General features: G+C 69.6%; 11 protein-coding genes. 2 read left to right on the forward strand and 9 right to left on the reverse strand.

Annotated features, from left to right (window positions below; all coding sequences use genetic code 11):
- Positions 1–111: 111 nt before the first annotated feature.
- The 3 genes from AC6F7H_RS12160 to AC6F7H_RS12170 all read right to left on the reverse strand — a co-directional run bounded on the left by AC6F7H_RS12160 (position 112) and on the right by AC6F7H_RS12170 (position 4,417).
- A complete protein-coding gene (locus AC6F7H_RS12160; protein ID WP_500757004.1) occupies positions 112–636 on the reverse strand; it encodes a YbjN domain-containing protein in 525 nt (174 codons plus the stop codon).
- Positions 637–810: 174 nt separating this feature from the next.
- A complete protein-coding gene (gene clpB, locus AC6F7H_RS12165; protein ID WP_500757005.1) occupies positions 811–3,408 on the reverse strand; it encodes an ATP-dependent chaperone ClpB in 2,598 nt (865 codons plus the stop codon).
- Positions 3,409–4,081: 673 nt separating this feature from the next.
- Complete coding sequence (locus tag AC6F7H_RS12170) at positions 4,082–4,417, reverse strand: hypothetical protein (RefSeq protein ID WP_500757006.1); 336 nt, start codon at positions 4,415–4,417, stop codon at positions 4,082–4,084.
- Between the two features lie 253 nt (positions 4,418–4,670).
- Between AC6F7H_RS12170 and AC6F7H_RS12175 the strand changes: the two genes are divergently transcribed.
- Both AC6F7H_RS12175 and AC6F7H_RS12180 read left to right on the forward strand, forming a co-directional pair.
- Positions 4,671–5,708 (forward strand): helix-turn-helix transcriptional regulator, encoded by a 1,038-nt coding sequence (locus AC6F7H_RS12175; RefSeq protein ID WP_500757008.1) that lies wholly within the window; start codon positions 4,671–4,673, stop codon positions 5,706–5,708.
- Positions 5,705–6,682, forward strand: a complete 978-nt coding sequence (locus AC6F7H_RS12180) for a helix-turn-helix transcriptional regulator (protein WP_500757009.1) — start codon at positions 5,705–5,707, stop codon at positions 6,680–6,682. Before AC6F7H_RS12175 ends, AC6F7H_RS12180 begins: the two co-directional genes overlap by 4 nt.
- Here the strand turns inward: AC6F7H_RS12180 and AC6F7H_RS12185 are convergent.
- The 6 genes from AC6F7H_RS12185 to dnaK all read right to left on the reverse strand — a co-directional run bounded on the left by AC6F7H_RS12185 (position 6,645) and on the right by dnaK (position 13,675).
- Positions 6,645–7,676, reverse strand: a complete 1,032-nt coding sequence (locus AC6F7H_RS12185; RefSeq protein WP_500761777.1) for a helix-turn-helix transcriptional regulator — start codon at positions 7,674–7,676, stop codon at positions 6,645–6,647. The genes AC6F7H_RS12180 and AC6F7H_RS12185 overlap by 38 nt on opposite strands.
- Positions 7,677–7,973: 297 nt before the next feature.
- Positions 7,974–9,092, reverse strand: a complete 1,119-nt coding sequence (locus tag AC6F7H_RS12190) for a sugar ABC transporter substrate-binding protein (protein ID WP_500757011.1) — start codon at positions 9,090–9,092, stop codon at positions 7,974–7,976.
- Between the two features lie 343 nt (positions 9,093–9,435).
- Positions 9,436–9,888: a heat shock protein transcriptional repressor HspR gene (locus AC6F7H_RS12195; protein ID WP_109377148.1), complete on the reverse strand. Its 453-nt coding sequence runs from the start codon at positions 9,886–9,888 to the stop codon at positions 9,436–9,438.
- A gap of 5 nt (positions 9,889–9,893) precedes the next feature.
- Positions 9,894–11,063 (reverse strand): molecular chaperone DnaJ, encoded by a 1,170-nt coding sequence (gene dnaJ / locus AC6F7H_RS12200; protein WP_500757012.1) that lies wholly within the window; start codon positions 11,061–11,063, stop codon positions 9,894–9,896.
- A 90-nt stretch (positions 11,064–11,153) separates the two neighbouring features.
- Positions 11,154–11,825, reverse strand: coding sequence for a nucleotide exchange factor GrpE (gene grpE, locus AC6F7H_RS12205; protein ID WP_500757014.1), 672 nt, complete (start codon positions 11,823–11,825; stop codon positions 11,154–11,156).
- Positions 11,822–13,675: a molecular chaperone DnaK gene (gene dnaK / locus AC6F7H_RS12210; RefSeq protein ID WP_500757016.1), complete on the reverse strand. Its 1,854-nt coding sequence runs from the start codon at positions 13,673–13,675 to the stop codon at positions 11,822–11,824. Before dnaK ends, grpE begins: the two co-directional genes overlap by 4 nt.
- Positions 13,676–14,094 lie beyond the last annotated feature (419 nt).

Below are 14,094 nucleotides of genomic sequence, written 5' to 3' on the forward strand. Positions count from 1 at the left end.
CGGGTCTGCGGGTCTGCGGGGGGAAACGAAGGAGCCCGGCTCCGGGTGACCGTGAGGTCGCTCCGGAGCCGGGCTCCTGCACGCGTACGCGTGGGGAGGGGAAAGGGCTCCCTACTCGTCGTCGGGCTTCTCCGCGTCGTTGATCTCCTGCTCCAGGCCCAGCTGCTCGACGAGCCACTTGTCGAACTCGATCGCGGCCCGCACCCAGCTGACCGTCGAGGAGACGAAGTGCTCCAGGCTGACGCCCATGCCGATCAGCATCTGGGCCTCACCGATGAGACGGACGGTGCCGTCGTCGTGGGTGTGGGTGTAGACCTTGGGCCACAGAGTGCGGCGGTTCCAGTCGTCGATCGACTCGAGCAGGTGCTGCTTCTCCTCGATCTGGTGCGGGCGGTCGTAGAAGGTCCGCACGGAGAAGATCTGCTGGTCGTCCTCCCCACGGAACATGAAGTAGGTGCGGAACTGCTCCCACGGCGCCGCGAGGTCACCCTCGTCGTCGACGACGTACTTGAGCTCCATCTGGTCGAGGAGCTGCTTCACGAGGTCCTGATCCGGGACGACGGGGCCCGCCGGTCCTTGGGGCTGCGGCTCGGGCTGGCCCCCGAAATTGGGAATCGAGGACGGGTCGATGGACATGCTGGGACACTCCTGCGGTCGTCTGGCGTCCGGCCGTGGATGTGGGACCAGACGTATTCCCCACCCTCTCTCTCTTGGCCCGTGCCGGGCAACCTGCCTGGCCGATGGGCTTCCGCCGCGGTCCGGTCTCCATGATCACATCTCGTCGACCATGGAGACCGTCGCCCGGGGGTACTACAGCGTCTTGCCCGTCGCCGGGCCCACCAGGAGGCCCTCGCCGAAGCGGTCCACGCGGACCGTGTCGCCGTCCTTGATCTCGCCGGAGAGGATCTCCTTGGCGAGCCGGTCCCCGATGGCGGTCTGCACCAGCCGGCGCAGCGGACGGGCGCCGTAGGCCGGGTCCATGCCCTCCTCCGCCAGCCAGGCCAGCGCCTCGGGGGTGATGTCCAGGGTGAGCCGGCGTTCGGCGAGGCGCCGGCCCAGCCGGTCGAGCTGCAGTGCGGCGATGCGCTCCAGCTCGGCCTTGGTCAGCGCGGAGAAGACGACCAGGTCGTCGAGCCGGTTGAGGAACTCCGGCTTGAAGGAGGACCGGACCACTTCCAGGACCTGTTCCTTCTTCTGCTCCTCGGTGCTGATCGGGTCGACCAGGAACTGGCTGCCCAGGTTGGACGTCAGCACCAGGATCGTGTTGCGGAAGTCGACCGTGCGGCCCTGGCCGTCGGTGAGCCGGCCGTCGTCGAGGACCTGGAGCAGGATGTCGAAGACCTCGGGGTGGGCCTTCTCCACCTCGTCGAGGAGCACCACGCTGTACGGGCGGCGGCGCACGGACTCGGTGAGCTGGCCGCCCTCCTCGTAGCCGACGTAACCGGGCGGGGCGCCGACCAGGCGGGCCACGCTGTGCTTCTCGCCGTACTCCGACATGTCGATGCGGACCATCGCCCGCTCATCGTCGAAGAGGAAGTCGGCGAGCGCCTTGGCCAGTTCGGTCTTGCCGACGCCGGTGGGGCCGAGGAAGAGGAAGGAGCCGGTGGGCCGGTCGGGGTCGGCGATTCCGGCGCGGCTGCGGCGTACGGCGTCGGACACCGCCCGTACGGCCTCGAGCTGGCCGATGAGCCGCTTGCCCAGCTCCTCCTCCATGCGCAGCAGCTTCTGCGTCTCGCCCTCCAGCAGGCGGCCGGCGGGAATGCCGGTCCAGGAGGCGACGACGTCGGCGATGTCGTCGGCGCCGACCTCCTCCTTGACCATGGTGTCCTTGGCGACCTCCTCCTCGGCCTCGGAGGCGGCTTCCAGGTCGCGTTCCAGGGCCGGGATCTCGCCGTAGAGGAGCTTGGAGGCGGTGTCGAAGTCACCTTCCCGCTGGGCCCGTTCGGCCTGGCCGCGCAGGTCGTCGAGCTTCTCCTTCAGCTCGCCGACGCGGTTGAGGGACTGCTTCTCCTTCTCCCAGCGGGCGGTGAGGTGGCGCAGTTCCTCCTCCCTGTCTGCCAGGTCGCGGCGCAGCTTCTCCAGGCGCTCGCGGGAGGCGGCGTCGGTCTCCTTGCCGATCGCCAGCTCCTCCATCCTCAACCGGTCGACGGCGCGCTGGAGTTCGTCGATCTCGACGGGCGAGGAGTCGATCTCCATGCGGAGGCGGGAAGCCGCCTCGTCGACGAGGTCGATGGCCTTGTCGGGCAGGAAGCGGGAGGTGATGTAACGGTCGGAGAGGGTCGCCGCCGCGACCAGGGCGCTGTCGGCGATCTGCACCTTGTGGTGCGCCTCGTAGCGGCCCTTCAGGCCGCGCAGGATGGCGATGGAGTCCTCGACGGACGGTTCGGCGACCAGCACCTGCTGGAAGCGCCGCTCCAGCGCCGGGTCCTTCTCGATCCGCTCGCGGTACTCGTCGAGGGTGGTGGCGCCGACCATGCGCAGCTCACCGCGGGCGAGCATCGGCTTGAGCATGTTGCCGGCGTCCATGGCGGAGTCGCCGCCGGCCCCGGCGCCGACCACCGTGTGCAGCTCGTCGATGAAGGTGATGACCTGCCCGTCGGATTCCTTGATCTCGGCGAGGACGGTCTTCAGCCGCTCCTCGAACTCGCCGCGGTACTTGGCCCCGGCGACCATCGCCCCCAGGTCGAGCGCGACGAGCCGCTTGTCCTTCAGCGACTCGGGGACGTCGCCCTTGACGATGCGCTGGGCGAGCCCCTCGACGACGGCGGTCTTGCCGACGCCGGGCTCACCGATGAGCACGGGGTTGTTCTTGGTGCGGCGGGACAGCACCTGCACGACCCGCCGGATCTCCTGGTCCCGTCCGATGACCGGGTCGAGCCTGCCCTCGCGGGCGGATTCCGTGAGGTCGGTCCCGAACTTCTCCAGGGCCTTGTACTGGCCCTCCGGGTCGGCTGTCGTCACCCGGCGTGCTCCTCTCGCCTGCTGAAAGGCATCCTGCAGCTTCTTCGCGGTGGCGCCCTGCCCCGTCAGCACCTCGCCGGCGGCGCCGCCCTTCGCGGCGACGCCGAGGAGCAGGTGCTCGGTGGAGAGGTACTCGTCCCCCAGGTCCCGCGCACGGGACTGGGCGTCGGCGATGACGGCGAGCAGTTCGCGGTTCGGCTGGGGCGGCGCGACGGTGGACCCGGTCACGCTCGGCAGGCCGGCGAGGACGCGCTCGGCTCCGGCGCGTACGGCCGCCTGGTCGGCGTCGACCGCGGCGAGCAGGTCCGTGATGTTCTCGTTGTCCTGACCCTGAAGCAGGGCGAGGAGCAGATGGGCGGGGGTGAGGTCGGGGTGCCCCTCGGTTACGGCCCGGTTTCCGGCGGCGTTGATCGCGTCCCGGCTCCGGTTGGTCAGCTCGGCGTCCACGTTCGCGTTCTCCTCCTTGCGACGACCGTACAGCGGCCCTCATGGCCGGCTCGGCAGCCCGGCCTGGCTGACTCGGTCAGCGTACACAAACTTGAGTCTATTCCACTCAAGGTGGTGACGGGAGGGTCGACGGGCCCCTGTTCCCGCTTCCCCGACCTCCCCCTTCCGGCGCGACCACGCCCCACGCACGCCGTTGACGGACGGGGGACCGCTGAGGCAGCGGCGCGAGGAGAAGAGCGAGACGGGAGACGCGAGGCGCCGGCCGGACGGGACCACCCGAGCCGAGAGGGGCCCGGGGAACGGAACGGGCCCCGGAAACAGGAGGACGGCCGACGGCCGACGACGGGGGCGACACGGGCGGGGCCCGGGGGCGCGCGGTGGGGCCGGAGCGCCGCGGACGGAACGCCACCGTCGCTCGATCCAGGCGGGACGCCACCCTCGCCCGATCCGGCGGCGCGGGGGATCATGGAGGGCACGCTCACACGTGCGAGAAGGCAGGGGTGAGACCGAGGTGGGAGCCAGTACGGCCGGACGGCCCGTTTCGGCCATCGCTCGATTCCACCCACACCCGGAGATATCCCCGAAAACTGCAGTGGCGTCACCGTGTTCAGGTCACGGTGACGCCACTGCGGGGGGAAGCACCTGCGCGATCTTTTACGACGGGGGAATCGCGTCAGGCACTGCGGGGGGTGGCCGAGATGGTCCGGCGGGCAGAGGAGTCGGGCTCCGCCTGCTCATGGTCCCGCTGGTCCAGGTTCACAAAGATCATTCCGTACCGGATGGCACACCGCACGGGCTGCGGCGCCCCCCGAGGGCGCCGCAGGCACCGGTACGCCCGTACGTCTCCGTCCTCGTCCCGCGTGACGACGACCGGTTCACCGAACACGGTCACCATCAGCGAATCACCGCTGTGGGGGATGGCGGTGACCAGGTCGATGAAGTGCCAACCGGATCGGTAGGCGGTCGCCATCTCCCTGCGAAAGGATCGGTCGTCGGGTGGAGTGGTCACTTCAGCGCCCCGAGTCCACGACGATCGACGGCCAGTGGCTGTCGGCAGTCGTGTCACCCTTTGCGTCGGAATAACCGCTCAGCGCTCCGAAGGCCGCAACGGCGGAGAGGGCGGCAGCGAGCACCGAGCGAAGCAGTCTCTTGCGCATAGTCGGCTTCGTCCTCACGTGTAAGTCTCCTCAGTCCCCCGTCAAGTAAGACGATGGCTCATTCGAACACATCATGGCCACACAATCGGTGCATCATGTTCCTGCATGTTCAGGACCCTGGGGGGTGGAGATTCAGTGGCAAATCAGACAGATGCGGCGCATCCCCATGCGGTGACCGAACTGTGTGAGCCAGGCAGCCGACTTTATGCCAACGCCCTGCGTGTGGGGAGAGTCTCGCGCGAGGAGGCGGAGGCCGCTCCCTGCCTGATGGAACTCGCCCTCCTCCACCCCGATCCGGACGACAAGGGCTGGCTGCGCCCCGTGCCGCCGGCGATCGCCCTGGCCCAACGGCTGCATCCCATCGAGCGTGACATCGCCGAACGCCGACGGCTCTCGATCCGGCTCGCGGACGTGTTCGAGCCGTTCATGGCCCTGGGCACCCAGGCGGTGACCACCGACCGCTCGATCACCGTGCTCGAGGGGAGCGAGCGGATCAACGACGCCCTCAACCTGGCGACCTCGCAGTGCCGGACCGAGATGATCACCATCCAGCCGAGCGACGACCGCTTCTCCGAGCGGAGCCTCATCCAGGGCCTGGAGCGGGACAAGCCCCTCATCGAGCGGGGCGTGCGGATCCGGACGCTGTACCAGCACACCGCCCGCTACAGCCCGGAGAAGCGGGCCTACGTGGAGCAGCTCGCCAACGGCAGGGTGGAGTACCGCACGATCGACGAGGTGGTCGAGCGCCTCATCGTGTGCGACGAGTCCGTGGCCTTCATCCCCGCCCGCGACGACCAGCAGGTCGCGCTGGAACTCCGCCAGCCCGGGCTCGTCCGGTACCTCATCAAGATGTTCGAGTTCATGTGGAGCCGGTCGGTGCCGCTGACCGCCGGAGCGCCCTACGAGACCGCTCCCGGCGGCATCACCGACATCCAGCACTCCATTGCCAAGCTCCTCGTCGAAGGCCACGTCGACGAGGCCATCGCCCGGCGTCTCGGCATGAACGTCCGCACCTGCCGCGCCCACATCGCCAAACTCGCCGCCACCCTCGGCAGCGGCAGCCGCGCCCAACTGGGCTACCTCATCGCCCAGTCGGGGATCCTCCAGCAGGAGAAGCCGAGCCGGGGAGCGGGCCACGCATGAACGGTGACGCGCACGACGACGCACCGGCGGAGCCGCGCGAGGGGGACCTGGAGCTGTACGCCCGCGCACTGCGTCAGGGGCGCTTACCCACCGACGGGGCCGACGAGGCGGCGCGCCTCGTCGACCTCGGCCTCCTGGACCCCGCCCTCGACGACCCGAGCCGGTGGGAGCCCGTCGCGCCGCACATCGTCCTGTACCGGCTCCTGCGGGCCTCGGCGGACCGGATCGCCGGGGAACGGCAGCGGGAGGAGCGACTGGTCGAGGCGTTCGAGCCGCTGCTGCGGGCGGGCCGGCACGAGGGTGTCCCGACGAGGCCCCTGCTCACGCTCCACAGCGACAAGGAACGCATCAGCCGGGTCATCGACGAGGCGATGACCGACGCCGGTGAACTCCTGGGCATCCAGCCGCACAGCAGCTACGCGCACCCCGAGCCGGACTTCCACGAGGCCGCGATCCGGCGCGACCAGGCCCTGCTCGACCGCGGTGGCCGCATCCGCGCCCTCTACCAGCACACCCTGCGCCACCTGCCCTCGCTCGCCGCCCGCTACGAGCGGCTGACGGGTGACGTCGAGGCCCGGACGCTGGACGAGATCACCGAACGCCTCATCGTCGTCGACCGCGCCGTCGCGTTCGTCCCCGCCGGCGCCGACCGCACCTCGGCCCTGGAGGTCCGCCACCCGGCACTCGTGGGGTACCTCGCCACCACCTTCGACCGACTCTGGCGCCTCGCCACACCGATGCACCCCCGGGCGGTCCGGCAGCCCACGCTGAACGGCGTGACGCCCCGTCAGCGCGCCATCGCCGCGCTCCTCGTCGAAGGCCACACCGACGCCGTCATCGCCGACCGCCTCGGCATGAACGTCCGCACCGCCCGCGAGCACATCGCCAAGCTCGCGACGACGCTGGGCAGCGGCAGCCGTGCTCAGCTCGGGTATCTCATCGCGCGCTCGGGGATTCTCGACCGGGAGGGGTGACCACCGTCCGGCGCGCGTCGTCCAGGCCGACCTGTGCGATACGGACGCCCAGTTGGGTGCGGCTGGCCGCACCCAGGGTCTCCGAGAGGCGGGCGATGTGCGCCCGGCAGGTGCGCACGCTGATGCCGAGGCGTTCCGCTATCACCGCGTCCTGGTGACCCTCCGCCAGCAGCGTCGCGATGGACCGCTCCCGGTGCGAGATGCCCTCGATGCCGGTGTCGGGCAGCGAGGCGGTCAGCGGGATGGCGAGGCGCCACAGACGCTCGAAGACCGTGCCCAGGTACAGCACCAGCGCCGGGTGCCGCAGCTCCAGCGCCATCGTGCGCTCGGCGTTGGCGGGGATGAAGGCGACCGTGCGGTCGAAGAGGATCAGCCGCTCGACCACCTCGTCCAGCGTCCGCGCCTCCACCGCGTCGCCCATCAGCTCCAGGTAGGTGTGCAGGCCCTGGCCGTGCCGGGCCACATGCGTGTAGAGGTCCCGCATCCGCACCCCGCGCCCGCGCAGCGCCGTCGCCCGGTGCAGGCCCTCCGACAGCTCCGCCTCGCGCCGGATACCGCCCGGCTGGACGGTGAGCACCTCGGTGGTGCACGCCTGCGTCGCCTCGTCCATCGCGGCCTGGATACGGGCCAGTCCGTCCAGCACCCTGATCGCCGGGCCCTCCGCGACCGAGGGGGAGGCGGGCACCCGGTGGCCCAGGCCGGCGTACCACTCGAACGCCGCGACGACCGAGCCGACCCGGCGCCGACTCGCGCTGACCTCCTCGTACATCCCGCGCAGCAGCCGGGTCATGACCTCCTGCGGGGCGGTCGGCACCAGCCAGTCCATGTCGTCGGGGTCCGGGTGCAGCAGGGCCAGGTCCAGCAGACAGGGCACCGGCTCCGCGTCCCGGCGCGGCACCCGTCCGCGCCGTACGGCCCGGGAGTACACGCGGTCCCCGGAGTCGCACAGCCGGTCAGCACCATGTGGATGCTCGTCCGTCCCGCGCCCGGCCATCGCCCGTCCCACCCCCGGTTCCGCCACTTTCCGATGCGCCACTATGCGCGGCCGCACCCGGCTCCGCAACACGGCTCCCGTCGGCGCGGCAGCCGATATGCATCGGTACGCCCCGCTGTCTCCCTGCCTCGCGCGGCCGCATCACAACTACCGGACGGGCGGCTATGGGAAGCCCAGAACGCTGGAAAACCAAGGGACTTGGGATGGTGACGGGACAACACCGCCGGGGAGCACGGTGATCCGTGCTCCCCGGCGGAACGTCCACGCACCCCGGGCGGAAAGCCCGGCGGCCGTCGGCTACTTCAGGCCGGCCGCGGCGCAGGCCTCCTTGTACTCCGCCGTGCAGATGTCCTCCACCTTGTAGAACCCGTCGGCGATGACCGTGTCCTTGATGTTGCCCTTCGTCAGGGCGACCACGGGCACGAGCTGCGCCGGGATGTCCTTGTCCGTGGGGCTGTCCACCCGCTCGCGGGTCAGCGCGTCGAACTGGATGCCCTTGCCCTGGACCCGGGCCACGGCCATCTCCGCGGCGTTGTCGGCCTCCAGCGGGTAGGACTTGTAGACGCTCATGAACTGCTCGCCCGCGATGATCCGCTGCACTCCCGCCAGTTCGGCGTCCTGGCCGGTGATCGGGGGCAGCTCGGTCACACCGGCGGCCTCGAGCGCCTTGACGATGGCGCCCGCCATGGTGTCGTTGGCCGAGTAGACGGCGGCGACGTTGTCCTTGCCGATCACGTTGATCGCCTCGGCCATGTTGGCCTCGGCGTTCTCCGGCGCCCAGTCCTTGGTGTCGTAGGACTTGGCGATGATGACCTTGCCCTTGAGCTCCGACAGCGCGCCGGCCTTGAACTGCTTGGCGTTCGGGTCGGTCGGGGAGCCGTTCATCATGACGATCTTGCTGGTGGCCGCGTCGTCGCCGCCGAGCTTCTCCAGCAGGGAACGGCCCTGGACCTCGCCCACCAGCTCGTTGTCGAAGGAGATGTACGCGTCGATGGGGCCCTCGGCCAGCCGGTCGTAGGCGATGACCGGGATGCCCGCGTCCTTGGCCTTCTTCACGTCCTCGGCGATGGCCTTCGAGTCGACCGCGTCCAGCACGATGACGTCGACCCTGTCGTCGATCATCTGCTGCATCTGGTTCGACTGCTTGCCGGCGTCCGACTCGGCGTTGGCGTAGGCGACCTTCCCCTTGTCGTTGGTGAGCGACTCCACCTTCTTCTTGAAGATGGGGTAGTCGAACTGCTCGTACCGGGTGTTGGCCTTCTCCGGGAGCAGCAGTCCGACCGTGATGTCGTTCCCCTTCGTGGGGCTCGCGTCGTCGCTGCTCCCTGTCGCGTTGATTACGCCGCAACCGGCAAGCATGACGGACATCGAGGTGACGGCCACTGATATGGCGATACGACGCATGCGAGGGCTCACTTCAGGTGCGTTTTGGACGTGGGCACAACATTGCGGCCCATGTGACTGAAAAGCCAACGCTTCAGCTACCACTGGCGTCAAGACCAGCTACTTAACGAGATGAACACAACACGGTGCGCTGAAGTCGTGAGGGGCCGGCGAAAGACTCGCACAGATCTCCTGAAGACGCACACATCTGCTGATCACAGGCGTTCGCCGAGCGCACGGGACGGTGAGTGAGGGAGCGTCAGCCGTGCGCACACATGTGAAGGGCCCGGAGGTTCGGACGAACCTCCGGGCCCTTCAGGACACTTCACTTTTCAGCCAAACGGAACTTTCCCGTCAGCCGGACCGCTCAGTCGGGTCAGTCGGCCTGCTGCTGACGCTTCGGCCGCCACACCACCAGCGCGCTGGTCTGCTGCACCTCCTGATACGGCACCAGGTCCCGGCGGTACGACGCGTGCACCGCGGCCTCGCGCTGCCGCATGGTCGCCGCCGCGCCGTCCAGCGCGCCCTCCAGCTCCGCCACCCGGGCCTGCAGCGCGGCGACCTGGTTCTCCAGTTCGATGATGCGCTTGATGCCGGCCAGGTTGATGCCCTCCGCCTGCGACAGCTGCTGCACCTGACGGAGCAGCTCGATGTCACGGGCCGAGTAGCGGCGGCCCCGGCCGGCGGCCCGGTCCGGCGAGACCAGCCCCAGACGGTCGTACTGGCGCAAGGTCTGCGGATGCAGGCCGGAGAGCTGGGCCGCCACCGAGATGACGTAGACCGGTGTGTCCTGCGTCAGTTCATACGGATTGCGTCGACGACCGTCCATCTCCCTCAAGCTCCCTTCGCTGCCTGGAACAGCTCCGCCCGCGGATCCTCACCCGCGGTCGCCTCGCGATACGCCTCCAGTGCGTCACGAGCCTTCCCCGGCAGGTCCTTGGGAACACTCACCTCGACGGTGACCAGCAGATCGCCGCGCGAGCCGTCCTTGCGGACCGCTCCCTTGCCGCGGGCCCGCATGGTCCGCCCGTTGGGCGTGCCCGGGGGCAGCTTCAGCGTGACCGGCGGACCGCCGAGCGTCGGGACGCGGATCTCCCCGCCGAGGGCCGCCTCCGGATAGGTGACCGGGACGGTGACGGTGAGGTTGTCGTCCCGGCGGCCGAACACCGGGTGGCTGCCGACGTGCACGACGACGTACAGGTCGCCCGCCGGGCCGCCGCGCTCGCCCGGTGCGCCCTTGCCGCGCAGCCGGATCCGCTGGCCGTCGCTGACGCCCGCCGGGATGCGCACCTGCATCGTCCGCGAGGACTTGGCCCGGCCGCTGCCCTTGCAGATGTCGCAGGGGTTCTCCGCGATCAGGCCGCGGCCCTTGCAGTCCGGGCACGGGTCGGTGAGCGAGAAGCCCCCGCCGCTGCCCCGGGCGACCTGCCCGGTGCCGACGCAGGTCGGGCACACCCGCGGTGTGCCGTTCTTGTCGCCGGTGCCCGAACAGTCCTTGCAGGCCTGCTGGGAGGACATCCGCAGCGGGACCGTCGCCCCCTCGATGGCCTCGGTGAAGCTCAGGGTGACCTCGGACTCGATGTCCTGGCCGCGCCGGGGCTGGGTACGCGTGGTGCCGGTGCCGCCGCGGTTGAACAGCCCGCCGAAGACGTCACCGAACCCGCCGGCGCCGCCCTGGCCGCCCTGGCCGCCTCCGAAGAGGTCACCCAGGTCGAAGTTGAACGATCCGGCGCCGCCCGGCCCCGGCCCCGGCCGGAAGCCTCCGCCGCCGAAGAGGGACCGGGCCTCGTCGTACTCCTTGCGCTTCTTGGGGTCGCCGAGGACGTCGTTCGCCTCGGAGATCTCCTTGAACCGCTCCTCCGCCTTGGCGTTGCCCTTGTTGGCGTCCGGGTGGTACTCGCGGGCGAGCTTCCGGTACGCCTTCTTGATCTCGGCCTCGGTGGCGTCCTGAGGCACGCCGAGGACCTTGTAGTAGTCCTTCTCGATGAAGTCCTTGGTGCTCATCCCCGACGTCCCTCCTTCCTTGCCCGCCGGGGCGGTCCGGCAGGTCCTGCCTGCCCGGCCCGCCCCGGCTTCCTCACGCCCGTCGAGGCGTCAGCCCTCCTGAGGGCCACCGGTCTCCTTTTCGTCCGCCGCCGTCTCGGTCTCCTCCTCGGCCGGCTTGCCCGGCTGAGCGCCCGGCTGCGGCTCGGCCACGGCCACCCGCGCGGGGCGGATGGTGCGCTCACCGATGCGGTACCCGGGCTGCAGGATCGCCACGCACGTCGTCTCGGTGACGTCCGGGGCATAGGAGTGCATCAGGGCCTCGTGGATCGTCGGGTCGAAGGGCTCGCCCTCCTTGCCGAACTGCTGCAGGCCCATCTTCGCCACGGTCGACTCCAGCGACTCGGCGACGGACTTGAACCCGCCGACCAGTTCGCCGTGCTCCCGCGCGCGGCCGACGTCGTCGAGCACGGGCAGGAGCTCGGTCATGAGGTTCACCACGGCGACCTCCTTGACCGCGATCCGGTCGCGCTCGACCCGGCGGCGGTAGTTCTGGTACTCGGCCTGGAGCCGCTGGAGGTCCGCGGTGCGCTCACCGAGCGCCGTACGTACCTGGTCCAGCTGGGCCACCAGCCCGGCATCGGGACCCGAGTCCCCGGCCGGGGCCGCCGCCTCCTCCGCGGAGGGGGTGGCGGCCTTCGGCTCGGCGTCGTCGGCCGGAACGCCTGAGGGGACGTCGGGCTGCTGCGACTTTTCGTCGAAGCCCGGGGTCTCCTCGGTCACGCCGCACCGTCCTTACGTTCGTCGTCCACGATCTCGGCGTCGACCACGTCGTCGTCCGCCCTGGCCCCACCGGCACCCGCGTCGGCTCCGGCGGCGCCGCCCGTGGCCTGGGCCGCCTGGGCGTCGGCGTACATGGCCTGGCCCAGCTTCTGGGAGACGGCGGCGACCTTCTCCGTGGCGGTGCGGATCTCGGCGGTGTCCTCGCCCTTGAGCTTCTCCTTCAGCTCGGCGAGGGCGCCCTCGACCTCGGTCTTGATCTCGCCGGGAACCTTGTCCTCGTTGTCCGCGAGGAACTTCTCGGTCTGGTAGACGAGCTGCTCGCCCTGGTTGCGGGACTCGGCGGCCTCGCGGCGCTGGTGGTCCTCCTCCGCGTACCGCTCGGCCTCCTCACGCATGCGGTCGACCTCGTCCTTCGGGAGCGAGGAGCCGCCGGTGACGGTCATCTTCTGCTCCTTGCCGGTGCCGAGGTCCTTCGCCGTGACGTGCATGATGCCGTTGGCGTCGATGTCGAAGGAGACCTCGATCTGCGGGACGCCGCGCGGCGCCGGGGGCAGACCGGTCAGCTCGAACATGCCGAGCTTCTTGTTGTACGCCGCGATCTCGCGCTCGCCCTGGTAGACCTGGATCTGCACCGACGGCTGGTTGTCCTCGGCCGTCGTGAAGATCTCGGAGCGCTTGGTCGGGATCGTGGTGTTGCGCTCGATCAGCTTGGTCATGATGCCGCCCTTGGTCTCGATGCCGAGGGACAGCGGGGTGACGTCGAGCAGCAGGACGTCCTTGACCTCGCCCTTGAGGACACCGGCCTGGAGCGCGGCACCGATCGAGACGACCTCGTCCGGGTTGACGCCCTTGTTGGCCTCCTTGCCGCCGGTCATCTCCTTGACGAGCTCGGCGACGGCGGGCATACGGGTGGAACCACCGACGAGAACGACGTGGTCGATCTCGGACAGCGCGATGCCGGCGTCCTTGACGACGTTGTTGAACGGCGTCTTGCAGCGCTCCAGCAGGTCCGCGGTCAGCTGCTGGAACTGGGCGCGGGTCAGCTTCTCGTCGAGGTGCAGGGGGCCCTCGGCGGAGGCGGTGATGTAGGGGAGGTTGATCGTGGTCTCGGTGGACGCGGACAGCTCGATCTTGGCCTTCTCGGCGGCCTCACGCAGGCGCTGGAGCGCCATCTTGTCCTTGCCCAGGTCCACGCCGTGCCCGGCCTGGAACTGCTTGACCAGGTAGTCGACGACGCGCTGGTCCCAGTCGTCACCACCGAGGTTGTTGTCACCGTTGGTGGCCTTCACCTCGACGACGCCGTCGCCGATCTCCAGGAGCGAGACGTCGAACGTACCGCCACCGAGGTCGAAGACCAGGATGACCTGCTCGTCCTTGTCGAGGCCGTACGCCAGGGCGGCGGCCGTCGGCTCGTTGACGATGCGCAGCACGTTCAGACCGGCGATCTCGCCGGCCTCCTTGGTCGCCTGGCGCTCCGCGTCGTTGAAGTACGCCGGGACGGTGATGACCGCGTCGGTCACCTTCTCGCCCAGGTAGGCCTCGGCGTCCCGCTTCAGCTTCTGGAGCACGAAGGCGCTCATCTGCTGCGGGTTGAAGTCCTTGCCGTCCAGGTTGATCTTCCAGTCGGTGCCCATGTGGCGCTTGACCGACCGGATGGTCCTGTCGACGTTGGTCACGGCCTGGCGCTTGGCCACCTCACCGACCAGCACCTCGCCGTTCTTCGCGAAGGCGACGACGGAAGGCGTGGTCCTGGCGCCCTCAGCGTTGGTGATGACGGTGGGCTCACCGCCCTCCAGAACGCTGACGACGGAGTTAGTCGTGCCCAGGTCGATGCCGACCGCACGTGCCATTTCGATTCCTCCAGCTGACTTGAGTGGAACAGACTCAAGCATGCCCGAGGTCCGGCGCGGGGTCAACAGAGCTGAGTCGAGCAGGCTCAACTCTTATCCGCTCCTTACACGCAAGGAGGGTCCGACCTGCGGATTCGGGACGTCGACGCCGGCGCAGGAGCGGGGCGGGAGCCGACCGCCAGGCGTGGCTCCGAGGCGGACGGTCATGGGACCTCAAGCCAACGGCCTACGGACACAAGTGTGCGGCACGGATATAAATTAGTGGCGTATGCCCGGATTCACGGGGCGTGACGCGGCCACCTCCAGGGCGGCCCCCAAGGCAACCCTCAGCGACTCAGATCACTCCGCGCCCGGCTACAGTGCGGCCGAAGATGGGGGTAGTCTCAGACGGACTGTATAAGTTACCGCTTAGTAATGTC

It is taken from the genome of Streptomyces sp. MMS24-W38 (assembly GCF_059889265.1).